The sequence below is a fragment of the Herbaspirillum sp. 1130 genome (assembly GCF_017833835.1).
Lineage (GTDB): Bacteria > Pseudomonadota > Gammaproteobacteria > Burkholderiales > Burkholderiaceae_D > Herbaspirillum > Herbaspirillum huttiense.
Genome location: NZ_JAFICQ010000005.1, coordinates 445,763 through 470,361 on the forward strand (window position 1 = coordinate 445,763; position 24,599 = coordinate 470,361).

Here is a 24,599-nt window from a genome sequence, read left to right on the forward strand (position 1 = left end):
ACGCGGTCACTTCACTGCCTGGGAAAATCCCTGATGATCGATTCATGGCTGCGCAAGCTCAGGCCGCCGTCGACCACGATGTTTTGTCCGGTGATATAGCTGCTCTGTTCTCCTGTGAGAAACAGGATGGCATTGATGATGTCGCGGGAGGAGCCGGCGCGCCGCAGGGGAATGAAGCGTTCGAAGCGATCCGTGATCCAGCTGTTCTGGCGGTAATACTCCCGCGCGGCTTCCTTGATGACCACGCAGGGCGACACCACATTGACCCGGATGCCATGCGGACCAAGCTGCAGAGCGTAATAGCGCGCCAGCTGCACCAGGCCGGCCTTGCTGACGTGATAGCCAAGATCCTGTTCCGGGGCGACGTAGTGGTCTGCGATGGAACTGACCATCACGATGCTGTTGCCGGATTCGTCCAGGCTGAAATGGCCTTGTGCCAGCAGATGGTCGATCGCATTGCGGGTGGCGGTCAGGGCGACGGCCAGATCGGTGTCGAAGGCGTCGCCGGCCGCGCGGTTGCGCTGCATAAAGACGGCACTGTCGATCTTTCCCTGAGACCTGGCACACGCATCGAGCGCGACACGCAACGCCCCCCCGTCGGTCACATCCAGCTGTTGCCAATTGAGCAGCGGGGACGATGGCAGCGGGCTGGCACTGCGTGCGAGCACCGAGACGCGCTGCCCTGCTGCCAGCAGGTGCTCCACCAATGCCAGGCCGCTGCCCTTGCTGCCGCCGACGACCAGGAAATGACGTTCACTCATCTCAGACGATCTTGAAACCCGGCACGGGCTGAATGAAATGGCCACCTTGCTCAAGGTAGGCCTGGTGTTTCTGGATGAAGGGTTCGCCAAACCGCCAGGCCAGGACCAGCACGTAATCCGGCTTGCGCTCGTAGATCGCCGACGACGGCAGCACCGGCAGGTGCCAGCCCGGGCTGTAGCGGCCCTGCTTGGCCTGGTTGTCGTCCACGAGGTAATCGAGGTACTGCCCCAGTTCGAAGTGATAGATGAGCGTGGTGCAGGTGATGGACGCACCGAAGCCGGCCACCGTCTTGTTCTCGGCCTTGGCCTGGCGCAGGAAGTCCAGGGTTTGCCGTTTCAGGGCATCGATCCTGGCGGCATAGGCATCGTAGGTGTCCTTGCGGTAGATCCCCTTGCGATCTTCTTCTTCCAGCAGTTGCTGCACCGAGCCATCCGGCTGGACCGGACCTTGGGGGCGCTGGACGAAATAGCGCAGCGATCCGCCTTTGGTGGCGACCCGCTCGATGGCCGTCAGCTCCAGCCCCACGCGGGCAAACAGCGCCTGGATCGGGCGCACCGAGAACGAAGAAAGGTGTTCGTGATAAATGAAATCGAACACCATGTTGTCGATGAGGTCGGCCAGGTAATAGCTCTCGAAGACGAATACGCCATCGTCGGCCAGCAAGGTGTTGATGCCGTCGACCCACGAACCGAGATCATCGATATTGGCGAACACATTGTTGGCCGTGATCACCCGGGCAGGGCCGTGCTGCGCCAGGATGTCCTTGGCCAGACCGCGGTCGAAGAACTTGCCGATGGTGGGAATGCCGCTGGCGGTTGCCTGCTCGGCGATGTGCGCGGCGAACTCCACGCCCAGCACATCCATGCCGAGTGTCTTGAACGAACGCAGCAGAGTTCCGTCATTGGAGCCCAGGTCCATGACGCGCGAGCCGGGCGCAAGCTGGCAGCGCTGTACGACGTTCCGAGCGTAGGCGTGGAAGTGGGCATGCAGACCGGGGGAGCTTTGGGTGACGTAGATGTAGTTGCCGTACAGAACGTCCGGGTCAATGATGTCGGTGATCTGCGCCAGACCGCACTGACCGCACATGAACAGATCGATAGGATAGCTCGGCTGTGCTTCGCCGAGGCGCTCTGCGGTGACATAGTCGTCGCCGATGGGGGTGGGCTTGAGTGCGAATACCAGGTCCAGATCATGGCTGCCGCAAGCGCGGCAGGTCGTGCGGCGATGGATGATTTGCTTCATTGGGTTCTCGTAAAGGGCTTGATTCGGAGTTCCAGTTCCCGGATGTAGGCGTCGGCCAGCGCGGCATCGCTGCCATCGGCTGCCCAGGCGGGAAACGCCGTGGCGGCGGGAAGGAAGGGGCCGTTGGTCACTTCATGGAAGACCAGGACCGGCGAGCGGATGATCAAGGTGTGAAAGATCGGCTTGTCCATGCGCTCGTAGAAGGGCAAGCCGGATGCATAGTCGCCCATTTCGATGACGCGGGTCACTTGCCCTTCGTCGTCCATCATCACCAGATCGACCCGGCCGGCAATCACGTGCATCGATTCCGATTTGCCAGGATGCTTGTGCGGACGCACGTACGCTCCGCGCTCATGAATGATGAGCATCTCGTGCAAGGCATCGTCGGGGCTGTCGTGCGCACACAGGCGCACCCGCTTGCGCGGATTGCGGGACGACAGCGCCTGCAGATGCTCGATGTCCTCCCGCGAAGCGGTCACGATCTCCATTTCCGAATAGATCACCTCGGGGTTCTGGAATCGGTATTTGCGCTGATCCTGGTTCATGGCCTTCCAACACGACTAAAAAATGTGCGGCGAAATCAGCCGTACCGGCCGCACCCCCGCACAGGTTTCCCTATTGTGAGTTTTATTGCCACATTGGCAATCGTGGACAATGCATCTTGCACAGGATAACCCGGTGGCTAGCGCGGCCATCCGTGAAACGGCCGTGCAAATGCCCGCCAAATAGGCGTTTTGCCACCGTCATGGCAACTCACTGCCCGGCCAGCCGGTGCAGCAGCTGATGCAGTTCCGGTGCGAGGGATTGCGTCAGCTCTGCCCAGGCGTGCGCATTTCCGGGCTGGGCCGGGGGCATGTGAAAGTCCTGCTGGGCCTGGGTCCAGCTCTGCACGGTGCCAATATCGCGATGGTAGGCATGGTTGGTGAAGGTGGCGATCCTGCCCAGATAGTGCGGAATGACTTCGGTGCTGAAGTCGATGTCGGGACGACCCAGGCTGTCCAGAAAATCCAGTACCTCCGGTTCGAGCAGGTAGACCGCCGCGTTGGCCAGCCTGCCAGGTGGCTCCGGGACCTTTTCGTGGAAGGCCTGCACCACGCCGTTGGCATCCAGCTCGACGATGCCGCAAGAACGGGGATCGGGTGTCTCGAACAGCATCATGGTCAAGGCGGTGTGCACCGGGCGGTCGCGGTGCACAGCGAGGAAATCGCGGCAGTCGAAACGGGTCAGATTGTCGGCATGTGCCAGCAGGAAGGGCTTGTTGCCGAAGAACGCGCGGTTGGCCAGTGCAGTGCCCGCCGTGCCCAGCAAGACAGGCTCGCTGACCAGCGTGACCCGGTCGCGCCAACAGCTGGCGGCGATGTAGCGCTCCACCAGACGGGCCTGATAGTGGGTATTGATCAGGATGTCGTCCACGCCCTGTCCGAGCAGGTTCTCGATCCAGTAGTCCAGCAGCGGCCGGCCGTTGATCGGAACCAGACATTTCGGCAGCAGATCGGTCAGGGGACGCAGCCTGGTTCCCAGGCCGGCAGCTAGCAGAAGTGCGCGCATGGGAAATCGGACGCAGCGTGCGTCGCCCGGCAGTTGGCGTTTTCAAACAACGCATGGTCGGTCAATGGCACCTGGTCACTGCGGTGCTTTCGGGCCGGGAGGACGACGGTAGGCATGGGGTTCCTTGGATGATTTCTCTGGCGCGTTCTGTGCGGCGGAGCCGCCTTTTCCGGATGTGACAGATGATAATGGGCCAATATCACGCCAAAGCAGGGAATAACCGGCGGAAAGGGGGGCTAGCTCTTGATTTGGCGCAGCGCTGCGCCGCCAGCGTGGGGGCTGAACAGCCTGTTACGGCAGTTCAACGCGGGAATAACCCCCCTTTTTCCTGCATTTACAGCCGTCCAGAGCGCAACTGAACCTGTGTAAAATCAGTCGCACCAGAACCACACGTGCGGCGAGCCTCCGGTTCTGCATGCTCGCTGCGTGACGACGACAGCGGGCCTGCGGCGATAGGCAGGCCCGGTGCATTCAGGCCCGCGTGCAAGCAGTACGTGAGCAACCCCACTTCAGCGAAGCCATCATGAACTCATCAGCCTCCAACCTTGACCCCATCGTGACCCACCTGATCGAGCACGGCAAGCGTGAGGACCTGCTCGCCGCCGGCGCTCAATTCATTCGGGAAAACCGCCGCAGCGATGCCATTGCCTGCTTCGCCAGGCTGGCCGAGGAAAAGAGTGATCTCAACGCGCGTTTCATCCATGCGCAGCTGATTGATGACGGGTCGCACAAACAGCTGGCCGCCGCACGGGATGCGGCAGTGTCCATCCTGGAGGATTTTCCCGCTCTGTTCGACAACGGCACCGAGGCCAACTGCGCGCTGGTGCGCTTTGCCGCACAGCGCTGCAGCTATGTCGGCCCACAGGAAAAGGCCGCCGACCTGTATCGCAGGCTGGTCGCCATGTCCAATAGTGCTGCGGACTACTACCATCTCAGCGAAAGTCTCTCGCACATCAACAATGTAGCCAACAACCTGGCGGACTCGATTGCCGCACTGGAAAAAGCCATCGCGCTGGACCCGGCCGTCTACGATACCGATACCAATCGCGAAACCATCAAGCTTGGCAAGGCTGCGCTGGCCCAGCAAGCCGAGGCAGCGAGCCCGAAACGCAAGAAAATCGGACGCTATCCGCTCACCGAGGATTTCGTCGGCGACCTGCCTGCGCTGATCAAGAAACACATCGCCTTCGATCTGCGCAACGAAGAGAAATTCATCAGCCGTGCCACGCGCTTCTTCACCATGGGTTCCTGCTTTGCGCGCAACATTTCCGCCGCCCTGAACAAGAGCGGCTACAACAGCACCCACATGGAAATCTCGGAGTACATCAACACCACCTTCGCCAATCGCGCCTTTGTCGATTGGCTCAGCACCGGCAAGACCGATGTGGCGGTGAGTGAGCGTATCCAGGAACTGCTGCCGCCGGGCTGGAGTGCCGACAGCACGCTGGAGAAGATTCGCAACTCGGATGTCTTCATCCTTACGCTCGGGGTGGCACCGGCTTTCTTCGACAAGACCACCGGCGCTTTCGTGCTGCCGCGCCCGACCGCGCTGAACTCCCGCGTGCTGGGCGAGAAGTACGAATACCGGACGACCACCGTGCAGGAGAACGTGGACAACGTCCTGTACCTGATCAACTTCGTGCGCAAGCTGGCTCCGCACGCCAAAGTGGTGATCACGGTCTCGCCGGTGCCGCTGATTGCGTCGTTTGAATTTGAATCCTGCGTCGTGGCCGACTGCCTGTCCAAGAGCACCATGCGCCTGGTGGCGCATCAGGTGGTGCACCAATCCGGCCTGAACAATGTGCTTTACTGGCCCTCCTTCGAGGTCTTCCGCTGGGGCGGCTCCAATGCCAGCAACTTCTATGCGGCCGATGATGGCGCCGCATGGCATGTCTCGGAAGAGAAGGTCAACGGGACCATCGGCGCTTTCATCGACATGTTCGACGCCGGTCGCTGATCAGCGCTGGCGGACGGCGGTCAGTTTTTCGTCATCCGTTGCGGGAAGACCAGCGTGATCTCCACGCTCACGCGGGTCTGGTCTCCCAGATTGACCGCCCCCCCATGCAGAATGCCTTCGTTGAAGATGAGCATGTTGCCGGGCTCCGTGAGCATCAGCTGCGCACCCAGTGTCGCAGGATCTTCATCGATGATGGGCTTCATGCCTCCGGCACCGGGTTCGCCGTGGTAGCGATACTGGCGGCGATGCGAATCGGGCACGATCATGAGCCCGTTGCGCCCTGGCTGTGAATAGATCGGAATCCAGATCTTGACGGTCTCCGCCTGTGCCGCGAAGGCGCGATCGTCCATGCCCATGACATCGTGAAACCACTTGTCGGCGTGCATGCCGCCGATGTCGCGTGGCGCATTCGGGCGTACCAGTCTCCAGTAGATCTCTTCGCGTCCGGCCTCGTGGGTATCCCCATAGAAGACATCGGAGATGGCAAACTCGCCCATCTCCGCACGGATGGTCTGAAGGAACGGCAGTCCGCGAATCTGCTGGCAACTGTGCAGCGGCAGGCAGCGATGCTGCTTGGGCCAGAGTGATTCGTGCTTTAGCAGATGGGACAGCTCGTGATAACGCGCGATGCCCACTTCCCTGAATTGCGCCACCAGCTCCGGATGCGCCCTACCGATCACGTCGAGCCACTGCTCGGTGATGGCCGCGCGAAACACCTCCAGCTCCTCAGGCGTGAGCCGGACATCGCTGGAGTAGCCGGGCGTGTCGAAAATCTTGTGCTTCAGGTTCAGTGCAGTCATGGCGTGCTCGCGCTGGGTCAGTCGTGCATGCGGATCAGGCAGCGGCCCGACATGGCACCGCTGCGCATGCGCTGGATGGCGACGTTGATGTCGTCCAGCTTGAAGTGCTCGGTGATGAGCGGCTTGAGCTGGATGAGGCCGGCATCAAGCAGCCTGGTATAGCGGGGAATGTCGACATGCGGCACGGCCTCGCCGCCATGCGAGCCACTGATGGTCTTCTCGAAGTGCAGCGGCAGCGAGTAGATGCTGATGTTGCGGCCGGCACGCGGCACCCCCACCAGAACCACGCGTCCCTGCGCCTTGGTCAGCTCATAGCCCATCTCGATGATGGACGGCTGTCCGGTGTTGTCGATGAAGACGTCGATGCCCTGCTTGCCCGTCAGCTCCAGCAGCGCTGTGCGTGCATCGACCTGGCTGGCATTGATCAGGTGCGTCGCACCGACCTGTTTGGCCAGCGCCAGCCGGCCTTCGTGCAGATCGACCGCAATGATGGGATAGGCCGAGCGCAGCGAGGCTGCCTGGATGATGTTCAGGCCGACGCCGCCGGCACCGAAGACCACCACCGATTCACCCAAACGGATGTCCGCATTGTTCTCTGCCACACCGAAGCCCGTGGTGACCGCACACCCGAACAGCGCAGCGACGTCCATGTCGCTGGACGGATCGATACGGGTGACGCGATTCTCCGACACGATGGCATATTCGTTGAAGGTCGCGATCAGGCCGGCGTTGAGCGGCTTGCCGCGCCAGGTGTACTTGGGCGGAAGCGATTCGATACCCTGGCTCTTGCGCCAGTGCAATACCACACGGTCGCCCGGCTTGACGAAACGCACGCCGGGACCGACTTCCTCCACGATGCCCGAGGCCTCGTGGCCGAGCAGGTGCGGCAGGTACTTGTCCTCGCCCTTGGCACCGTCGATTTCACCGAGCTGCGAGCCGCATACGCCGCTGACACCGATCTTCACCAGCACTTGTCCGACGTCGAGCTGCGGCGGCAGTTCGACCTCATCGATGATCAGCGGCTGTTGCAGTTCGGCCAGGATGGCCGCACGCATGGTCTTGGGAATGCTCATGGTGTTCACTCGAAATAGATGAGGGAATGGTCGCCGGTATAGCCGGTCTGGCGGAACCACCAGTCCCATTCTTCGGGGGTACAGAAGGCTTCGCAGGTGACCTGCCAGTACAGCAGGTTAGCCTTTTCGGTTTCGTTGCGATATGACTCTACGCAAACATACTTCTGCTTGCCGACCCGCTCCATTTCCCGCAAGGCCTTGTCCAGATCGTAGTTGTGCAGGTTGTGCAGCGTGGTGATGGAAAAGACGAAATCGAAATATTGGTCAGGGAAGGGCAGGCTGGTGGCATTGCCCAACAGCAGGCGATCGCGGATCTCTTCCTTGGCATGCTCCAGCGCATACGGAGAAATGTCGATGCCATGGATTTCCAGGCCGGGGACCAGCAGCGACATCTCGTACAGCAGAAATCCCTTGCCGCATCCCACGTCGAGCACCTTGTCGCCCGCCTTCAGGCCATAGTGGTCGATCATCGCCTGCGCCACCGGTGCCCAGCGGCCCGGCATGTAGCGATAGCCGCCGTAGCAGATGCGGCGATCGCCGTCCCAGTAGTCGAATCCCCATTGCTTGGCCAGCTCGGCCGCCTTGGGCTTGGGGAATTCAGGGTCGTTCACGCGCGCCAGATAATCGCGCTGGGTGCTTTTGTGAACGGAGCTGAGGAAGTCGATGTAGGCCATGTCTTATACCAGTCTGGATTGGAAAAATTGTCGCGCCTTGTCGAGCTGGGTGCGCTTGCGCTGCTCCACTGAAATCGAGGCATCGGCAAACTGCCGTCGCCGCGCGGCCTCGGGCAGGAATTCGTTGAGCATGATGCAGCACCATTTGGCCTGCATCACCGGCAGCAGTTGCAGGGAGCGCTCACGCAGGGAGCTGGCCCGCTCGGACCAGGCCAGTGCCTGGCCGGCAAAATCCTCGAAGTCGCCAAAGGGTACCGGGACGGCGGGCTGGCAAAAGAAGTCACCGATCATCTTGGCCGGATCATCCCACCCGGCGTATTCAAAATCGATGAAGCACAACTGGCCATCAGGTCGCAGCAGGACGTTGTGAAAGCCGAAGTCGGAAGGCGATATGCAACGGTCCGCCTCCAACAGCACTGGCAGACCCTCGGCAACCAGCCGTGCACGGTGGCGCTGCCAGACTGCCGCCATCTCGCTGATCAGTGCCTGCGCTTGTGCGTCCACTGCATCGCCGGGGACGAGGGCCTGCAGGCGCGCGATGCGCCGGTCGACGCTGGTCAGGTGTTGCGTCAGATCGAAACAGGCTTCGGAGGCCGGCGGCAGATCGTGACCGTCGTGCCGCGCCGCATTGAGGGCGTGCAGAAATTGTGCGGCGTCCATGACATGGGCCGATGTCAGTCGTGCTGCGACGATCTTCTCGCCATGGACGTATTCGTAAAGGCCGACCCGCTGTTGGAGGTCGCAGGCCAGCGCGCGCGGAACGCAGCGCAAGCCGAGCTTGCCGGCGTAGCGCAGGAAACGGTACTCCGCTCCCAGGCGGTCGCGGGTATCGGCAGCATCGCTGAAATAGGCCTTGGCCAGATAGCGGCCACCCGCCGTGTCGACGGCATAGACGCGGTTGTTGCCGCCGCCGTCGAGCGCAGTGAGGCGCAGGTCGCCAGCATCCAGTCCCGACTGTGTCAGCAAGGCCGTGATGGTGGCTTGCAGCCCGGTGTTCACCATCGTTCCTCGAAGAAGGCCCGGATCCCCGGCCATCCACTGAGTCGCGTGAATTCCGATGTGGCAGCATGATTGCCCTCGGGATCGAACAGCAGGCGCACCGTCTGCGGCGGGAATCCCGGCATGCGCAGGATCTCGGGCAGATCGTCGATGAAGTAATCGCAGCCGCAGTCGGCGATGCGCGCGATCTTGGCCTCCCTGGTCGGCTCGAAATACACGGCCTGCACGGCGTCGTTCCCGGTGGCTGCGCGCAGCGTGCCGTCAATCCAGCCGGTGGCCGCCGCATGCAGATCGTGTTGCGGACCTTTGAAGGGATAGCGGGTCTTGTGGCTGATGATCAGCAGTTCGGCACCCCGCGCAGAAGCCTGACGGATGAAGTCGAACACGCCCGCAAAGGCTTCGGCCTCGCCCATGCGGGCGCCGTAGACATCGCCCTGCAGTTCGGTGAAGACGGCATCCTGGCCTGCCTCGCGCAGGTAGTCGCGCACGGCGAGCTTGGAGACCGGCAAGCTCGCCGGGACCAGTCCCTGCTCGGTTGCCACCTTGTGGAACAGCGAGTCGTAGGTGACGATGGTGTTGTCGAAATCCAGTCCGATGCGCATCTCAGCCTGCCGTCTTCCGGAACGCAGCCTCCACCTTGGCGGCGATGTTGTCGGCGGTCAGTCCGTACTTGGCGCGTGCATACTCCTGCGAGCCGATCTCGTGCATGAAGCTGTCGTCCACGCCGAAGCCAAGCAGACGCCCCTTCATGGGCTCCTGCCGCGCCAGCCATTCTGCAATGGCACCGCCCAGGCCGCCGATGCGGCTGTGTTCTTCCACCACGCCCACCACCGCGTATCCCGCGAACGCCTGCTCCAGGCTGGCTTCATCGAGCGGCTTGATGGTGTGGAAGCTCTCCACGCGCGCCGAGATCCCGCGTGCCTGCAGCAAATCGGCTGCCGCCATCACGGTGGGCAGCAAGGTACCGGCACCGATCAGGCAGACATCGCTGCCGCTGCGCACATTGATGGTGCGGCCGATCTCGAAGTGCTCGTCCTGCTTGGGAACGATCTGCTCGCCTTTCTTTCCGATGCGGATGTAGACCGGGCCATCAAGCTTGAGCGCAGCACGCAGGCACTGGCGCAGCTCGACTTCGTCGGCCGGCGCGAGCACTGTCATGTTGGGCAGTACCCGCATGATCGCCAGGTCTTCGCAGGAATGATGGGTCGGCCCCAGTTCGGCATAGGACAGTCCGGAGCCGGTCCCCACGATGATCACCGGGACGTTGTGATAGCAGGCATCTACGCGGATCTGCTCGAAGCAGCGGGTGGTGGTGAACGGCGTGATGGTGTAGATCACGGGCCGCAAGCCGGACAGTGCCATGCCGGCGGCCACGCCCATCATGTTGGCTTCGGCGATGCCGCAGTTGAGGAAGCGCGTGCCGTTGGCGGCCTTGAACTTGTCGAACAGCTTGTTGCCGATGTCGCCCGAGAGCAGCACCACGCGCGGATCACTGCTACCCAGTTTGGTGATCTCATCTGCAAATGCGTTTCTCATGCCTGAGCTCCCAGTTCCTGATAGGCAGCGGCCACTTCGTCGGCATTGGGAATCCGGTAGTGCCAGTTGTTGTCGTCTTCCATGAAGGAGACGCCTTTGCCCTTGACGGTGTGTGCCACCACGGCAATGGGTTTTCCTTCGGGTGCGCGCGGGCGTCCCATGATCTCGACCAGGGTCGCCATGTCGTGCCCATCGATCTCCATCGCATCCCAGCCGAAGGCGCGCCACTTGTCCACCAGCGGATTCAAAGCCAGCACTTCCTCGCTGCGGCCGGTGGCCTGCCACTTGTTGAAGTCGACCAGCACCATCAGGTTGCCGGTACGCTGGGCCGCGGCCATCATGGCGGCTTCCCAGACCGAACCTTCATTGCATTCGCCGTCACCCAGCAGCACCGTGACGTCATAGCGCTGTTGCTGGATGCGACCGGCCAGGGCCATGCCCAGGCCGATCGGCAGACCATGGCCGAGCGAGCCGGTAGCGGCCTCGATACCGGGCAAGTGATCAGGCGTCGGGGGGTGTTCGGCGAAGATGCCACCGTCCTTGCCATAGTCGTCCAGCATCGAGATCGGGTAGAAGCCGCGCAAGGCCAGCACCTGAAACAGTGCGGCAGCGCCGTGCCCCTTGCTGAGGATGAAACGGTCCCGCAGCGGGTCGGCCGGCCTGGAAGGATCAATGCGCAGCGTACCGAAATAAGCCGCCGTGAGGATGTCCACGCAGGAAAGGCAGGAGCCCAGGTGCGGTGTCTGGGTGCGGTGCGCATTCTCGATGATGCGGCCACGCAGCTGGCTGGCTGTTTTCTTCAGCGCGGTAATGTCTTGGGCCATAACGATCTATCCAAAAGCAATGCCCGTTCTTTCAAACGGGCAGCAAAACGATGCGGCATTCGCCGAGGCTGCACATCAGTGCGGCTCAGGGCTTGTGGACGTAGTTCCATTCCATGGCCTGCATGGCGTCCAGGTTCTGCCGGACCCAGCTGACGCATTCATCCAGTCCTTCGTCGAGCGAGACTTTCACGTTCCAGTCCAGGCTCTGGCGCAGCTTGCTGCTATCCAACATGTAGGCGGCATCCTTGCCCAGGCGCTCGCCGACGATCTCGACGTTCGCCGCAAAATCCACGTCCAGCTTGGCGCAGATGCGCTCGACCAGTTCGCGCACGCTGACGATCTCGTCGGTGGAGATGTGGTAGGTCTGGCCATTGATACCGCGCGTGGCGATGGCGTGGGTGGCGCTCGATACATCGCGCATGTGGATGAAGGAGCGGCGCGAGAGTCCACCGCCATGCAGCTGCAGTTTCTTCCCGGTCAGCACCGAGAGGATGGTGCGCGGAATGATGCGATACAACTGCTGGCCCGGACCGTAGACGTTGGCGGCCCGGGTGAACACTACCGGGAAACCGTAGGCATCGAAGTAGGTCTTCAGGCTCATGTCGGCCGCCGCGCGGGACACCGCATAGGGCGTGCTCGGGTTGAACGGCGTGTCTTCCTTGATGAAGCCATCGGTACTGCCATACACCTCGGGTGTGGTGATGTGCACGTACTTGTCCAGGAAGTCGCACTGGCGCAGCACTTCGTGCAGGCGGATGGTCGCCATGACGTTGGTCTCGAACCAGTGTTCCGGATTCTTCCAGCTTTCGGCGACCATGCTTTGCGCGGCGAAGTTGACCACGATGGCGGGCTTCTCGCGCTGAATCAATTCGGTCAGCGCGGCCAGGTCCTTGTTGAGGTCATACGGGTAGAACGTGAATGCGGCCTGATGCTCGGACCAGCGATAAGGCAGGAACGCGCGATGCGGCTCCTGTGAACGGCTCACGCCGATGACGTCGTTGCCGTTGCGCAGCAGGTAATCCACGAAGCTGGCACCGGAAAACGAGTTGCTGCCGATGATGAGATATTTTGCCGACATGTTCATTCCACTGCGGGTTTGTTTTCGTACAGCCACTGCATGACCATATGCCCCACGATCACCTGCATGTCCTCGGCGATCTGCATGTCATCCACCGCAAAGTGGACCGGGATGTCGCACAGGTCCTTGGCCTTGCCGCCGCTGTAGCCGAGGATGGCGCAGGAAAGCACGTCCATCTTCCTGGCCTGTTCCAGCGCACGCAGGATGTTGCCCGAATTGCCGCTGCCCGACAGCACGATCAGCAGATCGCCCGGTTGCGCCTGCACGGCCAGCTGCTCGGAGTAGATGTGGTCGTAGCCGATGTCGTTGGCCAGGCAGGTCAGCACGGCGGCATTGGCCGACAGCGCCGAGACCCGCATGCCGCCGCCCGTGCGTTTGGCGATGCCGTACAGGAAATCATTGGCCAGGTGGATGGCATTGCCGGCGCTGCCGCCATTGCCGCACAGAAAGACCTGGCGGCCCTTGAGCCAGCATTCCTGCATGGCCTGCGCCAGGCGGCCCACGCCATTCCAGTCCGAACCTGCCAGTACCGCCTGCAGGCGGGTGGCGTAATCCTGGAACGCCGTCAGCGAAACCGGTGCCGGGCTCATGCCGCCTTGGGAGACAGTACGGTCTGCTCCATCCACTTCAGGTTGTAATAGCGGTCCTCATCCTTGAGCACGCCGCTGCGGTACTTCTCGATGATCTCGGTGATGGCGGTCTCGACCGACTTGGACGGCTTGAAACCGGTGGCCAGCAGCTTGTCCGAATTCACGCGGTAAGAGCGCGGATCGTTCGATTCGGTCACCACGATGTCCACCGGGATGTGCTTGGCCACCATGCGCGCGATGTCCAGGATGGAGATGTTCTCGAAGCCGGCGTTGTAGACGCCGGTGATTTCCGGATGATCGATCAGGTGCAGGTAGACATCGGTGATGTCATCGATATGGATGTTCGGACGCACCTGGGTGCCGCCGAACACGGTGATCTTGCCCTTGGCCAGCGCCTGCATCGTCAGCAGGTTCACCGACACGTCCAGGCGCATGCGCGGCGAGTAGCCGCACACGGTGGCCGGACGCACGATCTGGACGATCATGCGGTCCTTGTAGCTCAGCAGCACCGGCTCGGAGACCATCTTGGTCTTGTTGTATTCGGAGATCGGCTTCAGTTCGAGGTCTTCGGTGACCTGCAGCTCTTCCTTGACGCCGTAGACGCTGCCGGAAGAAGCGTAAATGAATTGTTTGACACCCTTGCGCACGGCCTTGTCGGCCAGTTGCATGGTGGCCAGTGCGCTGACCTCCCAGGTCAGCTTGGGATCGAGATCACCGCAGGGATCGTTGGCGACCGACGACAGGTGAATGATCGTGTCGACACCGTCCAGATTGATCTGGTCGATGTTGCGCACGTCACCTTCGGTCACGGTCAGGTTGGGGTGGGGGGCCAGATAATTGCCGAACCACATGATGTCCAGCACATGCACCTTGTAGCCGCGCGCCAGCAGTTTGGGGACGAGAACGCTGCCTTTGTAGCCGCAGCCGCCGGTGACCAGAATATTCATATCTACGCGTGATTCCCTAATGTAAAAACTGTCAGTGGTGATCGCGCCATGGCTGGCCAAAGCGGATCAGGCCGGCGGCTGCGGATACCTCGGCCGAGGCCGTACCGTGCGCTTGCAGCGCAGGAAATTTCCCTGGAGAAATATCACAGAGAGTCTTGCCCATGCTTGCATCTTGACAGCTTGGGCAGGCGGACGACGGCCACATAAGCGAGGAAACTTGCCCCCTATTTATCGCATGGACGTCATTGAAGGATCGCCCGCGCGCAGGTAGGCAAGCCCGCACCGATGCGTTCATCTACGGAAGGAAAGGGCAAAACTTGAATGGCCGGATGGCCGCCGCGCCGGCGCGGCGTCCGGTGTAGGATCAGAAGAAGCTGGCCGGGCGATCCTGTCGGTACTCGGGATCGCAGCGCCGCAGCAGGTCGTGGCGCAGGGCGTGGAAACGATCGAGGTAAGCCTGGTCGGCCGAATGCAGGTAGGCAGTCTTGAGCGCATCCAGGATCACCATCTCGTCGCGGCAGGGATAGAACAGCGGGTCACCGAAGCGCATGGCGGCAATGTTCAGATTCGTCACCTGCAGTTCGGGCATGAGCGCCATCACCAGCGAACCGATGCGCTCCATGATGAAAACCTTCATCTGCACCGTACTCTTGCCATAGTCGGTGACTTCGTTGAGCTTGCGCGCCAGTGGCGTGGCATTGGCCTCCGCCAGGGCGAACATGTGCTCGTTGATGGCGAACCACTTGTCCCAGAACACGGGCTTGGCAATGATGTAATTGCAGTACGCGGTGGAGCGGAAATTGTTGATCAGCGATTGCAGGTTCACTTCCAGTCCGATGTCGGCCATCAGCGCCTGCGCGACCGGAACGATGCCGGGATGGCGCCGGGCGCCCTGTTCGAAGACGCTCAGGTAGGCCGAGGCATCCGACATCGACGGCGAGAACGTGTACACATCCGCGCCAAGGCGGCTGTCCATGAAGGCGTGCACCTGCTGCGCGTTCATGCGCGTCTTGTCGAAGAACAGCGGAGAGAGGAAACCGTAGTAATCGTCCTCATTGAGCGCCGTGTTCAGGAAATAATTGCGGATGCCCCAGTACTCGCGCCAGTCAGGCCGGGGATTGCCGACGATCTCAAGCGGCGTGAAGCCGGGATCCAGCATGCGGCGGCTGGCTTCGTCGTAGTGGATCTGCAGGATGTGCTTGTTCATGGTCATCAGGGGGCCAGGCAACGGCTGTAGACATCGTGATAGTGGGCGGCCTTGGCGGCCAGGTCGAAGCCTTCACGCACTTCCTTCTGCCCGGCGGCGGCCAAGGCGTGGCGCTTCCCGGGCGATTCGATCAGTTGCGTGATGGCGTCCAGCCATGCCTGGCTTGAATTGGGCATCAACAGTCCGGTGACCTCATGCGTGACGACCTGGCTGTACACGGAGACGTCGCTGAAGACGGAGGCGATACCGGCCGCCGAGTAATCGAGCCACTTGATGTAGCTCTTGCATTGATTGTATTCGTCGCTGGCCAGCGGGATCAGCGCAATATCCCAGTTCCACTGGCGCAATTGCGCCGCATAGTCCACGTACTGATGCACGAAGGTATGGAAGGTCGTCAGCGGATGGCCGGCCCAGCCCTGCGGGCACTCCCAGCCGACGAAGTCGATGTGCAGGCGCGTACCGTAGCGCTCCACCAGGGCGCGCAAGGCCTGGTCGACCAGCGCGAAATTGGAGGGCTGGATGGAAGAGCCCAGCAGCCCGATGTTGATGCGTCCGTCGGGGGCGGTGGACTGGGGAACCGGACGGTAGAACAGATCGAAATCGATGTAGTTGGGCAGGACGTGGACCGCCGCATTGAGCTCGCGGTACTTGGCGGCGAGGAATTCGGTGGAGACCACGACGGCCTTCGCATGCCGCACCGCGAACTCGATGCCGGTCTTCCAGGCCGCGCCTTGCTGGGCTTCAGGATGGTCGGCCGGAATCTCGTTGAGCAGGTCGTCGGACTCGTAGATGATGGGAACCTTGGAACTGAAGATGGTGCGCAGCACGTCCAGCGACATCAGGCCGGGGGTGTAGCGATGCAGCAGTATCAGGTCGGCATCGGCCAGGTAATTGCTCTGCAGCTGGCCATTCTGGATACCCCAGACCAGTTCCCACTCGTCCTGCAGATGGGCGAAGGGACGGATCAGGCGGATCTGCGGGCAAGGGCTCCAGGTCGATTCCACCGAATACACCACCAGCCGTTTCTTGCGGCGCGTCGGGGCCGGTGCGGGCGCAAAGGCCGGCGCTGCAGGAGGCGCGTTGAAGCGCCGCTGGCTGGCCAGGATGAAGTCGTCCAACTGCCCCGCCACCAGGTCGCGGCGGGCTGCCTGGTCCGCCGCTGGTAGCAGCGGCAATTCCAGCAGTTGCACGCCGCCACCGAGTCCGGGCTGCCAGGCCAATGGCAATTCGCCGGCCAGCGCGGCCTGTCCAGGCTTGAGCAGGAAACGCACCACGTTCACTGCGGACAGGGGATTGCCGGCCACGCTGCCGGCGTAGATCACGATGGGATTGCGTCCGGCCGCCAGGTGGGCGTTGATGAGCTCTTGCGTCAGTCGCGGCGTGCGCAGGGCGGTGCTGCCTTCTTCGGTGACATAGGCTTCTTCGCCCCACAGGTTCAGCGCGTGGCAGAGGCGATGCAGCAGCAGGGCTTCTTCCGATTGGGTGGAGAAGGCGGGCGCAAAGATGTAGTAGGGGGAGTGCAGCCGGGCGAACAAATCTGGTCTCATATGCTACTCGGTGGTCTGTCTCTGGGTGGCTCGATGATCTGCGCAACGGACAGCGCCCCGGCTTCCTGGCCCCGGCGGCGGCATCCAGGCGCTGCGCCCCCTGCAGGGCAGACCTCATGCAATCGGGGCAGTATAGCAGCGCACTTTTGCGGGGAATGGTCTGAATTGGCGGCAAAGAGGGCGACAAATCCTCGCATGGCCGGCTGCTGCGGCGGACTGCAAAAAGCCAAATTGGCCTCGATAAACCGCCCAGACCCACGGTTGTTCCCGCTGGCAAAGCCGGTAACATAGGCATCTTTGGTGAGAGTGTTGCTTTGGATGCAATACTTTCATGGCTGACGGATCATCACTCATCTAGGGGTACAAATTGAAAGTCGTCATTCTCGCCGGCGGTCTGGGTACGCGGCTTGGGGAAGAAACCGATGTGCGTCCGAAACCGATGGTGGAGATCGGTGGCAAGCCCATCCTGTGGCACATCATGAAGGGTTATTCGCAGCACGGCTTCAATGAGTTCGTGATCCTGCTGGGCTACAAGGGTTACCTGATCAAGGAATTTTTCGCCAACTACTTTCTGCATCAGGGCGATGTCACCATCGATCTGGCCGACAACCGGGTGGAAGTCCATCGCAACAAATCCGAGCCGTGGAAAGTGACGCTGGTGGAAACCGGCCTGTCGACCCAGACGGGTGGCCGTTTGCTGGCCGCCCGCGACTATCTCAAGGAGGGCGATTTCATGCTCACCTATGGCGATGGCGTTTCCGATGTCGACGTGACCGCTCTGGTGGCGCATCACCAGGCCAATCCCCAGGCACTGGTGACCATGACCACGGTGCAGCCCGAGGCGCGTTTCGGCATGGTGCAGACCGATGAGGCCGGCTTCATCCGCGATTTCCGCGAGAAGCCGCCGGGAGACCTGGGCTGGATCAACGGCGGCTTCATGGTATGTCGCCAGGGCGTGTTCGATTACCTCAAGGAAGGCGAGGGCACCATCTTCGAACGCGCCCCGCTGGAGCAGATCGCAGGGGATGGAAGGCTGCTGAACTGGCCGCACCACGGATTCTGGAAATGCATGGACACCCTGCGCGACAAGATCCAGCTCAACCAGATGTGGGACCAGGACCAGGCACGATGGAAGACCTGGAGCTGAGCCCGTCCTGCGGGCGCGGGGAGTGCGCATGAACCTGCAGATCACGCCCACCGGAATCGCGGGGGCGGCGGTGGTGTCCAGTGTGCGACGCGGTGACGCGCGCGGCAGCTTCGCGCGCTGGTTCTGCGACGAGGAACTGGTACCGGTATTGCAGGGCAGCCGCATCGTGCAGGTCAACAATTCGTTCACGGCCGAGCCCGGCAGCGTACGCGGCATGCACTTCCAGCATGCGCCCCACGCGGAAAAGAAACTGATTCGCTGCCTGGCAGGCCGCGTCTTCGATGTGGTGCTGGACTTGCGCAAGGGCTCGCCCACCTTCCTGCAGTGGCGCGGCGTCGAGCTGGCGGCCGGTGACGACCGCGCGCTGCTGGTGCCGGAAGGCTGTGCGCACGGTTTCCAGGTCCTGGAAGCGGGCAGCTCGCTGCTCTACCTGCATACTGCTCCCTATGTCCCGCATGCCGAAGGCGGTGTGCGCCATGATGATCCACGCGTGGCCATTGCCTGGCCGCTGCCGCCGCAGAACCTGTCGCCACGCGACCTCCAGCATCCGCTGCTGGCTCCCGATTTCGATGGAATACCGCTATGAAATGCCGCCACTGCCAGACCGAACTGCATGACACATTCCTCGACCTGGGTTTCTCACCGCCCTCCAACGCTTATCTGAGGGCCGAGGATCTGCGTCGTCCTGAAACCACCTATCCGCTCAAGGTGATGGTGTGCCGCCAGTGCTGGCTGGTCCAGACCGAGGATTACACGCACTACGACCAGCTCTTTGCCACCGATTACGCCTACTTCTCATCCACCTCAAGCACCTGGCTGGCGCATGCCGCGCGCTATGTGGACATGATTGCGGCACGCCTGAACCTGAACGCGCAATCCCTGGTGGTCGAACTGGCCGCCAATGATGGGTATCTCCTGCAGTACGTGCAGCAGAAGGGCATCCCCTGCTTGGGCGTGGAGCCCACCACCAGCACGGCTGACGCCGCGCGTGCCAGGGGCATTGCGATCGTCGAGGAATTTTTCGGCGTGGCACTTGGCCAGCGGCTGCGCGAGAGCCACGGTGCTGCAGACCTGATTGCCGCCAACAACGTGCTGGCGCATGTCCCGGACATCAATGATTTCGTTGGCGGCATGCGTGCCCTGCTGGCACCGCAAGGGACGGTGACGGTCGAGTGTCCCCACCTGTTGAACCTGATCGCTCAGGCACAGTTCGATACCGTCTACCACGAGCATTTCTCCTATCTCTCGCTGGTGGCGGTACAGCGCGTGATGCAATCGCAGGGGCTGCGCGTCTACGACGTCGAGGAGCTGCCGACCCACGGTGGCAGCCTGCGCATCTATGCCTGCCATGCCGATGCCGCCATCGCCGCCACGCCGGCCGTGCAGGCCATGCTGGCACGTGAGCGGGAGGCCGGGCTGGAGCGCATCGAGGGCTATGCAGGGTTCCAGGCGCGTGCCGAAGAGATCAAGTTGCAGTTGCTGTCCTTCCTGTTGGAGCAGAAGCGCGCCGGCAAGAAGGTGCTGGCCTATGGCGCCGCTGCCAAAGGCAACACGCTGCTCAATTATTCCGGCGTGCATCCCGATCTGCTGGCCATGGTCGCCGATGCTGCACCTTCCAAGCAGGACAAGTACATGCCAGGCAGTCATATTCCCATCGTTTCCCCGCAGCGCCTGCTCGACGAAAAACCGGACGTGGTGCTGATCCTGCCCTGGAACATCAAGGACGAGGTCGCGCAGCAGCTGGCCGAGATCCGTGCGTGGGGCGGCCGCTTCGCCATCGCGGTGCCGCAGCTTCAGGTGTGGTGAGGGAGGCCAACATGCATATTCATCTGTTGCAGCTCGCTCCGTCGACCGTCCCGGTAGCGCCAGGCTTCCAGCACGTGCTCACCCCTGCGCCTGACGCTTGGGGCGATCTGTTGGCCATGCGCCGCTTTTTTCATGAACAGGCTATCGATGGTGAGGCTTGCTATGCCTTCGTCACGTCGGCATTTCTCGGCCAGACCGGTCTGGATGCGGCTGGCGTGCGCAGTCTGATCGAGGCGAATCCGCAAGCCGCCGCCTGGACCTTCATGCCGCATCCGCTGGAGGCCTGTGGCCAGCTCAACCTGCTGCTGCAGGCGGAGCAGCACCTGGAGGGTTTCGCCGCGCTGGCCAAGCGTTTCCTGCAGGCGCTGGGCTTGCAACTGGACCCGCTGCATTTCGTGCCGCAGTGGCAGAACAATGTGCCGCACGGTTTCATCGCGGCCAAGCCGGCGTTCTGGCAAACCTGGTTTGATCTGGCCGAACGCCTGTTCCAGATGGCCGAGCAGGAGCCGGGTGAGTTGCGCGCGGCACTGCAGCGCCAGGCAGCATCCGGCGAGTCCGGACGGTCGCTGCTGGCGGCACGCCTGGGCTCCCTGGTGCTGGGACTGGACCAGCAACTGCGCGTATGGCATTGCCCGCCGGCGCTGATGCCGGCTGCCCTGCCCGTGGCTGCTGCCGACCTGGCAGAACTGGAAGCCTTGCGCAACGCCTATGCGGCCAGCGGTGACGCCGCTGATCTGCAGCGTTTCAGCTTGCGCAGCGGACAGTTGAGTGGCGCGCCGGCCCGGCCGCCTGCGCCGCTGTCGGCACCGCTCGCCGCTGCGTCATCTCCATCGCCATCGCTGACGCTGGCACCGCGCACGCTGGCGCAGCCCGATAACGCGGCGGCCCAGGCCGCGCGTGGCGAGCTGGTGTTTGGCTGCATGACCCACGTGCCGTTGCCGGTGAAATTCCCCGATCATGTGCTGCCGATCTACCTCGGCGAGGCCCAGCATGAGGGCGCGCTCAACCTGCGCGACCTGGCACCCCAATGGGTCCCTTATCACCCCATCGTGGCCGGCATGCTCGGCAACTTTGCCTTGCGCAACCTGATCCTGCGCGACTACCCCCACGTCAAGCGCGTGGGCGTTTGCCTGTACCGCAAGTTCATTTCGCGCGAGCGCATCAGCGGCGTGCCTGCTGAAGACAACTGGATGATGGACGTGGTCTCCGACAAGGAATTCGCACGGCTGTCGCTGGAGCAGATGATGGAGCCGGGCGAGCAGGAATTCCTGGTTGGCAAGACCTGCGGGTTCAAGGTGAGCGGCCGGGATGCCGGCTATCTGTCGCATTACGCGGTCTCGCATCACGCCGAGGATCTGTTGCGCTATGCGGCTGCCGCAACCGAGCTGGGGGTCTTCGCACGCAGCGAGGCCGAGCTGTTCTTCAACGAGAAGACCTTCTTCATGGGCGGCATCGAGATGGGCGTGTTTCCTGCCGATTTCTGGCTGCGCACCGTGGAGCAGATCGAAACCGTGACCTGGTATTGCGTCCAGCACTACGACACCCGCCGCGAAGGCTATCAATCCCGCGCGTGGGCATTCTGCGCTGAACGCCTGGGCAGCTACCTGCTCCTGCGCGAACTGCGCGCACGCTACGGTGATCCGGGCTACATGCGTTTCTTTGGACAGCTCAATCTCATCACCCGTGGTGACCAGACCAAATACGTCCCCAGCCACTGACCAGGTTCATCACGGCCCGGCTGCCGATACCGCCTGCGTCTTCAGTCAGGGAGCAGCTTGCCCTGATCGAGCTGGTAGTGGTCGATGATCTGCTGCAGGCAGGCCGTGGCGTCCTCATCCCACGCGGGCAGGGTGATGCCGAAGCGCAGTTCCAGCTTGCTGCAATCCAGCCGTGAATTGAGCGGACGCTCGGGCGGCGTAGGGTAGGAAGAGGTCGGTACCGGGGTGATCTGGTCCAGTCCCTTGAGCTTGACCGGGACGCCACGCGCCATCAGCTCGCGCGCCACCAGTTGCGCATAGCGATGCCACGACGTGGCTCCCTGCGCGGTGAGGTGATAGATGCCGCTGGTGGCCGCAACTTTCTCGCGCCCGCCGTCGGTCCCGGCCAGCATGCGGCAGCAGACCGCCGCAATGGTGGAGGCCCAGGTCGGTGCCCCGAACTGGTCGCCCACGATGGTATAGCTTTCCTTCTGCTGGGCCAGGCGAATGGCCGTCTTCATGAAATTGTTGCCCGTGCGGTTGTAGACCCAGCTGGTCCGCAAGATCCAGTGGGCTGCGCCGCTGGCGGCGATGGCCAGTTCGCCGTCACGCTTGCTGGCACCGTAGACATTCAGCGGATGGGTCGGCATGTCTTCCGTATAGGCACCGGGGTGCTGTCCGTCGAACACGTAATCGGTGGAGAAGTGGATCAGGGCAGCCCCCAGCCGCGCGGCCTCCTGCGCCAGGAGGGCGGGCGCGTCGGTGTTGATGCGACGCGCCAGCTCAGGTTCGGACTCGGCCTTGACCACCGCCGTGTAGGCGGCCGGGTGGATGATCAGATCGGGCCGGGCGTCGCGTACCGCCGTGCGCAGCGCATCCGCGTCGGTGAGGTCGAGATGCCCGCGCACGGGCGCGATCACATCGAGGCCGGCCGGCATGACACGCAGGCGGCGCAGGAATTCACTGCCGACCTGGCCGCTGCTGCCGGTGAGCAGGATGCGCATGGGTTTCATGGCTCAGGGCTTGAAGCCGTTCGGATTGTTCTGCTGCCAGCGCCACGAGTCGGCGCACATGGCGTCCAGTCCCAGCCTGGCTTCCCAGCCCAGCTTGCGGCGCGCTTCGGCCGGATCGGCATAGCAGGAGGCGATATCGCCCGGGCGCCGCGCGGCGATGGTGTAGGGGATGGGTTTGCCGGCGGCCTTTTCATAGGCCTTGACCACATCCAGCACGCTGTAGCCATTGCCGGTACCGAGATTGACCGCGAAGCATTGCGGTTCGGTCAGTGCCTGCAGGGCGGCCAGGTGGCCGGTCGCCAGGTCGACTACGTGGATGAAATCGCGCACGCCGGTGCCATCCGGGGTCGGATAATCGCCGCCCCAGATGCTCAGTTTTTCACGGCGGCCCACGGCGACCTGGGCGACATAGGGCATCAGGTTGTTGGGGATGCCACCCGGATCTTCGCCGATCATGCCGCTTTCATGCGCGCCGACCGGGTTGAAGTAGCGCAGCAGGGCGATCTTCCAGTCCGGATGGGCGCGATGGTAATCGCGCAGCATGTCTTCGATGACGATCTTGCTGCGGCCATACGGATTGCTGGCCGACAGCGGATGGGATTCCGTCAGCGGCAGGTATTGCGGGTCGCCGTAGACCGTCGCCGAGGAGGAGAAGACGATGGTCTTCACGCCCGTGGCTTCCATGGCCTCCAGCAGGCGCACGGTGCCGACCACGTTGTTGTCGTAGTACATGAGCGGCTTTTCCACCGACTCGCCCACGGCTTTCAGGCCGGCGAAATGGATGACCGCGTCGCATTTGAACTCGCGCAGCACGCTTTCCAGCTGATCGCGGTTGCGAATGTCCCCCTTGACCAGCGCCAGTGAACGGCCGGTGATCTGTTGCACTCTCGCCACCGACTCCGGGCTGCTGTTGCAGAAATTGTCGAAGACGATCACTTCGTGGCCTGCCTTGAGCAATTCCACGCAGGTATGTGAACCGATGTAGCCGGCACCGCCGGTGACGAGGATGTTCATGTGAGCTTCTCTTGGTAAGTTGGCAACAGCGTGATTATGTCAGAGTCTGGTAAAACTCAATCTGTTCTTCGGTCAGGGTGCGCAGGTCATCGTTGTTCAGGTAGGCGGCGTACCAGCGCGCGGTCATCTGCAGCGCGACGGTCAATTCCAGTTTGGGCGTCCAGTTCAGGCGCTGGCGCGCCTTGGAGATATCCAGCCGCAGCAGATGGGCTTCATGCGGGGCATGGGCTTGGGATTCAACACGGATGTCCAGCGGCGCGATGTCGTGTTGCCGAAGCGCCTTGTTGAAGCTCTCGCAGAGCTGGCCGACGTTGCGGGGATCGGCATCGGCCGGGCCGAAATTCCAGGCTTCCGCATGGCGCGGGCCTTCTTCGTAAAGAAGCCTGGCAATCTGCAGATAGCCCGACAGCGGTTCCAGCACGAATTGCCAGGGACGGATTGCGCCAGGGTGGCGAATGTTCAGCGGCGTCTGCGCTTGCAGGGCGCGGATGACATCGGGGATCAGGCGATCTGCGGCGAAGTCGCCGCCGCCGATCACATTGCCGGCCCGCACGCTGGCGATTGCGGCGCGGCCCGCATCGCGCTCGCCAAAGAAGGAGCGGCGATAGGCCGAGGTCACCAGTTCGGCGATGCCCTTGCTGCTGCTGTAGGGATCATGCCCGCCCATGGGATCGTCTTCGCGGTAGCCCCACAGCCATTCACGGTTCTCATAGCATTTGTCGCTGGTGACCACCACCACGGATCGCACGCTGGGGGTGTGCCGTACGGCTTCCAGCACGTGCACGGTGCCCATGACATTGGTCGCGTAGTTGTCCACCGGGTTGGCATAGGAGTCCCGCACCAGCGCCTGGGCCGCAAGATGAAACACCACGTCAGGCTGCACGGCTGCCATGGTCTGCGCCAGATGCACCGGGTCGCGCACATCGCCGGTGGTGGTCTGCACGCAGTCGTGCAGCCGGGCCAGTTCAAACAGACTGGGATGGGTCGGTGCAGGCAGCGAATAGCCGCTGACCTTCGCGCCCATCATGTGCAGCCACAGGCTCAGCCAGCCACCCTTGAATCCGGTGTGCCCGGTAATGAAAACACGTTTGTCACGCCAGAAGTTCGACATCATGCAGCCTCGAATGCGGGAGAGGAA

Annotated in this window: 25 protein-coding genes; 5 read left to right on the plus strand and 20 right to left on the minus strand. The window is 62.5% G+C overall.

The window, feature by feature from the left end:
- Positions 1–11: 11 nt before the first annotated feature.
- From JOD78_RS23490 to JOD78_RS23505, 4 genes are all read right to left on the minus strand, one after another.
- Positions 12–761: an SDR family oxidoreductase gene (locus JOD78_RS23490; RefSeq protein WP_204726937.1), complete on the minus strand. Its 750-nt coding sequence runs from the start codon at positions 759–761 to the stop codon at positions 12–14.
- Between the two features lies 1 nt (position 762).
- Positions 763–2,004 carry a class I SAM-dependent methyltransferase gene (locus JOD78_RS23495; RefSeq protein WP_134137065.1) on the minus strand — a complete coding sequence of 414 codons (1,242 nt, stop codon included), beginning with the start codon at positions 2,002–2,004 and terminating at the stop codon, positions 763–765.
- Complete coding sequence (locus JOD78_RS23500; protein WP_034331021.1) at positions 2,001–2,549, minus strand: WbuC family cupin fold metalloprotein; 549 nt, start codon at positions 2,547–2,549, stop codon at positions 2,001–2,003. The genes JOD78_RS23495 and JOD78_RS23500 overlap by 4 nt, the downstream gene beginning before the upstream one ends.
- 208 nt (positions 2,550–2,757) lie before the next feature.
- Positions 2,758–3,552: a nucleotidyltransferase family protein gene (locus JOD78_RS23505; RefSeq protein ID WP_204726938.1), complete on the minus strand. Its 795-nt coding sequence runs from the start codon at positions 3,550–3,552 to the stop codon at positions 2,758–2,760.
- Between the two features lie 523 nt (positions 3,553–4,075).
- Here JOD78_RS23505 and JOD78_RS23510 point away from each other — a divergent pair.
- Entirely contained in the window at positions 4,076–5,509 is a 1,434-nt protein-coding gene (locus JOD78_RS23510; RefSeq protein WP_134137109.1) for a GSCFA domain-containing protein, read from the plus strand.
- A 20-nt stretch (positions 5,510–5,529) separates the two neighbouring features.
- On the opposite strand, the gene JOD78_RS23515 is transcribed toward JOD78_RS23510, so the two are convergent.
- From JOD78_RS23515 to JOD78_RS23570, 13 genes are all read right to left on the minus strand, one after another.
- The gene (locus JOD78_RS23515) at positions 5,530–6,309 is read right to left on the minus strand and encodes a phytanoyl-CoA dioxygenase family protein (protein ID WP_209570046.1); all 780 of its coding nucleotides are present in this window, start codon (positions 6,307–6,309) and stop codon (positions 5,530–5,532) included.
- A 17-nt stretch (positions 6,310–6,326) separates the two neighbouring features.
- Positions 6,327–7,382 carry a zinc-binding dehydrogenase gene (locus tag JOD78_RS23520; RefSeq protein WP_121040781.1) on the minus strand — a complete coding sequence of 352 codons (1,056 nt, stop codon included), beginning with the start codon at positions 7,380–7,382 and terminating at the stop codon, positions 6,327–6,329.
- A 5-nt stretch (positions 7,383–7,387) separates the two neighbouring features.
- Entirely contained in the window at positions 7,388–8,056 is a 669-nt protein-coding gene (locus JOD78_RS23525; protein ID WP_121040779.1) for a class I SAM-dependent methyltransferase, read from the minus strand.
- A 3-nt stretch (positions 8,057–8,059) separates the two neighbouring features.
- On the minus strand, positions 8,060–9,058 hold the full coding sequence (locus JOD78_RS23530; protein WP_209570069.1) for an aminoglycoside phosphotransferase family protein: 999 nt from the start codon (positions 9,056–9,058) through the stop codon (positions 8,060–8,062).
- On the minus strand, positions 9,052–9,657 hold the full coding sequence (locus JOD78_RS23535; RefSeq protein WP_209570048.1) for a haloacid dehalogenase-like hydrolase: 606 nt from the start codon (positions 9,655–9,657) through the stop codon (positions 9,052–9,054). The genes JOD78_RS23530 and JOD78_RS23535 overlap by 7 nt, the downstream gene beginning before the upstream one ends.
- A 1-nt stretch (position 9,658) precedes the next feature.
- Complete coding sequence (locus tag JOD78_RS23540) at positions 9,659–10,591, minus strand: transketolase C-terminal domain-containing protein (protein ID WP_209570050.1); 933 nt, start codon at positions 10,589–10,591, stop codon at positions 9,659–9,661.
- Positions 10,588–11,415 carry a transketolase gene (locus JOD78_RS23545; RefSeq protein ID WP_134137059.1) on the minus strand — a complete coding sequence of 276 codons (828 nt, stop codon included), beginning with the start codon at positions 11,413–11,415 and terminating at the stop codon, positions 10,588–10,590. Before JOD78_RS23545 ends, JOD78_RS23540 begins: the two co-directional genes overlap by 4 nt.
- Before the next feature lie 85 nt (positions 11,416–11,500).
- Positions 11,501–12,493: a GDP-mannose 4,6-dehydratase gene (locus JOD78_RS23550; protein ID WP_121040769.1), complete on the minus strand. Its 993-nt coding sequence runs from the start codon at positions 12,491–12,493 to the stop codon at positions 11,501–11,503.
- A 2-nt stretch (positions 12,494–12,495) separates the two neighbouring features.
- Positions 12,496–13,083 (minus strand): SIS domain-containing protein, encoded by a 588-nt coding sequence (locus JOD78_RS23555; protein WP_034331006.1) that lies wholly within the window; start codon positions 13,081–13,083, stop codon positions 12,496–12,498.
- On the minus strand, positions 13,080–14,030 hold the full coding sequence (locus tag JOD78_RS23560) for an SDR family oxidoreductase (protein ID WP_034331005.1): 951 nt from the start codon (positions 14,028–14,030) through the stop codon (positions 13,080–13,082). Before JOD78_RS23560 ends, JOD78_RS23555 begins: the two co-directional genes overlap by 4 nt.
- A gap of 31 nt (positions 14,031–14,061) precedes the next feature.
- Positions 14,062–14,193, minus strand: coding sequence for a hypothetical protein (locus JOD78_RS28260; protein ID WP_276842091.1), 132 nt, complete (start codon positions 14,191–14,193; stop codon positions 14,062–14,064).
- Between the two features lie 201 nt (positions 14,194–14,394).
- On the minus strand, positions 14,395–15,237 hold the full coding sequence (locus tag JOD78_RS23565) for a hypothetical protein (RefSeq protein WP_209570052.1): 843 nt from the start codon (positions 15,235–15,237) through the stop codon (positions 14,395–14,397).
- 5 nt (positions 15,238–15,242) lie between these two features.
- Positions 15,243–16,784: a glycosyltransferase family 4 protein gene (locus JOD78_RS23570; protein WP_227022779.1), complete on the minus strand. Its 1,542-nt coding sequence runs from the start codon at positions 16,782–16,784 to the stop codon at positions 15,243–15,245.
- A gap of 367 nt (positions 16,785–17,151) precedes the next feature.
- On the opposite strand from JOD78_RS23570, the gene rfbF reads away from it, so the two are divergent.
- The 4 genes from rfbF to JOD78_RS23590 are packed head-to-tail and all read left to right on the plus strand — an operon-like array spanning position 17,152 to position 21,455.
- Positions 17,152–17,931, plus strand: a complete 780-nt coding sequence (rfbF, locus tag JOD78_RS23575) for a glucose-1-phosphate cytidylyltransferase (protein ID WP_121040765.1) — start codon at positions 17,152–17,154, stop codon at positions 17,929–17,931.
- Positions 17,932–17,959: 28 nt separating this feature from the next.
- Positions 17,960–18,517: a dTDP-4-dehydrorhamnose 3,5-epimerase family protein gene (locus JOD78_RS23580; RefSeq protein WP_209570054.1), complete on the plus strand. Its 558-nt coding sequence runs from the start codon at positions 17,960–17,962 to the stop codon at positions 18,515–18,517.
- On the plus strand, positions 18,514–19,737 hold the full coding sequence (locus JOD78_RS23585) for a class I SAM-dependent methyltransferase (protein WP_134137055.1): 1,224 nt from the start codon (positions 18,514–18,516) through the stop codon (positions 19,735–19,737). Before JOD78_RS23580 ends, JOD78_RS23585 begins: the two co-directional genes overlap by 4 nt.
- An 11-nt stretch (positions 19,738–19,748) precedes the next feature.
- A complete protein-coding gene (locus JOD78_RS23590) occupies positions 19,749–21,455 on the plus strand; it encodes a hypothetical protein (protein ID WP_209570056.1) in 1,707 nt (568 codons plus the stop codon).
- Positions 21,456–21,496: 41 nt separating this feature from the next.
- On the opposite strand, the gene rfbD is transcribed toward JOD78_RS23590, so the two are convergent.
- Genes rfbD through rfbG form a run of 3 tightly spaced genes read right to left on the minus strand, consistent with a single transcriptional unit; the run spans position 21,497 to position 24,572 of the window.
- Complete coding sequence (rfbD, locus tag JOD78_RS23595; protein ID WP_134137053.1) at positions 21,497–22,447, minus strand: dTDP-4-dehydrorhamnose reductase; 951 nt, start codon at positions 22,445–22,447, stop codon at positions 21,497–21,499.
- Positions 22,448–22,450: 3 nt separating this feature from the next.
- Positions 22,451–23,461 (minus strand): UDP-glucose 4-epimerase GalE, encoded by a 1,011-nt coding sequence (galE, locus tag JOD78_RS23600; RefSeq protein ID WP_121040756.1) that lies wholly within the window; start codon positions 23,459–23,461, stop codon positions 22,451–22,453.
- Between the two features lie 34 nt (positions 23,462–23,495).
- Entirely contained in the window at positions 23,496–24,572 is a 1,077-nt protein-coding gene (rfbG, locus tag JOD78_RS23605) for a CDP-glucose 4,6-dehydratase (RefSeq protein WP_209570070.1), read from the minus strand.
- Positions 24,573–24,599 lie beyond the last annotated feature (27 nt).

Bases quoted from the DNA above. Each gene is read 5' to 3' on its own strand.
- JOD78_RS23490 (WP_204726937.1), bottom strand. From the start codon at position 761: ATGAGTGAACGTCATTTCCTGGTCGTCGGCGGCAGCAAGGGCAGCGGC.
- JOD78_RS23495 (WP_134137065.1), bottom strand. From the start codon at position 2,004: ATGAAGCAAATCATCCATCGCCGCACGACCTGCCGCGCTTGCGGCAGC.
- JOD78_RS23500 (WP_034331021.1), bottom strand. From the start codon at position 2,549: ATGAACCAGGATCAGCGCAAATACCGATTCCAGAACCCCGAGGTGATC.
- JOD78_RS23505 (WP_204726938.1), bottom strand. From the start codon at position 3,552: ATGCGCGCACTTCTGCTAGCTGCCGGCCTGGGAACCAGGCTGCGTCCC.
- JOD78_RS23510 (WP_134137109.1), top strand. From the start codon at position 4,076: ATGAACTCATCAGCCTCCAACCTTGACCCCATCGTGACCCACCTGATC.
- JOD78_RS23515 (WP_209570046.1), bottom strand. From the start codon at position 6,309: ATGACTGCACTGAACCTGAAGCACAAGATTTTCGACACGCCCGGCTAC.
- JOD78_RS23520 (WP_121040781.1), bottom strand. From the start codon at position 7,382: ATGAGCATTCCCAAGACCATGCGTGCGGCCATCCTGGCCGAACTGCAA.
- JOD78_RS23525 (WP_121040779.1), bottom strand. From the start codon at position 8,056: ATGGCCTACATCGACTTCCTCAGCTCCGTTCACAAAAGCACCCAGCGC.
- JOD78_RS23530 (WP_209570069.1), bottom strand. From the start codon at position 9,058: ATGGTGAACACCGGGCTGCAAGCCACCATCACGGCCTTGCTGACACAG.
- JOD78_RS23535 (WP_209570048.1), bottom strand. From the start codon at position 9,657: ATGCGCATCGGACTGGATTTCGACAACACCATCGTCACCTACGACTCG.
- JOD78_RS23540 (WP_209570050.1), bottom strand. From the start codon at position 10,591: ATGAGAAACGCATTTGCAGATGAGATCACCAAACTGGGTAGCAGTGAT.
- JOD78_RS23545 (WP_134137059.1), bottom strand. From the start codon at position 11,415: ATGGCCCAAGACATTACCGCGCTGAAGAAAACAGCCAGCCAGCTGCGT.
- JOD78_RS23550 (WP_121040769.1), bottom strand. From the start codon at position 12,493: ATGTCGGCAAAATATCTCATCATCGGCAGCAACTCGTTTTCCGGTGCC.
- JOD78_RS23555 (WP_034331006.1), bottom strand. From the start codon at position 13,083: ATGAGCCCGGCACCGGTTTCGCTGACGGCGTTCCAGGATTACGCCACC.
- JOD78_RS23560 (WP_034331005.1), bottom strand. From the start codon at position 14,030: ATGAATATTCTGGTCACCGGCGGCTGCGGCTACAAAGGCAGCGTTCTC.
- JOD78_RS28260 (WP_276842091.1), bottom strand. From the start codon at position 14,193: ATGGGCAAGACTCTCTGTGATATTTCTCCAGGGAAATTTCCTGCGCTG.
- JOD78_RS23565 (WP_209570052.1), bottom strand. From the start codon at position 15,237: ATGAACAAGCACATCCTGCAGATCCACTACGACGAAGCCAGCCGCCGC.
- JOD78_RS23570 (WP_227022779.1), bottom strand. From the start codon at position 16,784: ATGAGACCAGATTTGTTCGCCCGGCTGCACTCCCCCTACTACATCTTT.
- JOD78_RS23580 (WP_209570054.1), top strand. From the start codon at position 17,960: ATGAACCTGCAGATCACGCCCACCGGAATCGCGGGGGCGGCGGTGGTG.
- JOD78_RS23585 (WP_134137055.1), top strand. From the start codon at position 18,514: ATGAAATGCCGCCACTGCCAGACCGAACTGCATGACACATTCCTCGAC.
- JOD78_RS23590 (WP_209570056.1), top strand. From the start codon at position 19,749: ATGCATATTCATCTGTTGCAGCTCGCTCCGTCGACCGTCCCGGTAGCG.
- rfbD (WP_134137053.1), bottom strand. From the start codon at position 22,447: ATGAAACCCATGCGCATCCTGCTCACCGGCAGCAGCGGCCAGGTCGGC.
- galE (WP_121040756.1), bottom strand. From the start codon at position 23,461: ATGAACATCCTCGTCACCGGCGGTGCCGGCTACATCGGTTCACATACC.
- rfbG (WP_209570070.1), bottom strand. From the start codon at position 24,572: ATGTCGAACTTCTGGCGTGACAAACGTGTTTTCATTACCGGGCACACC.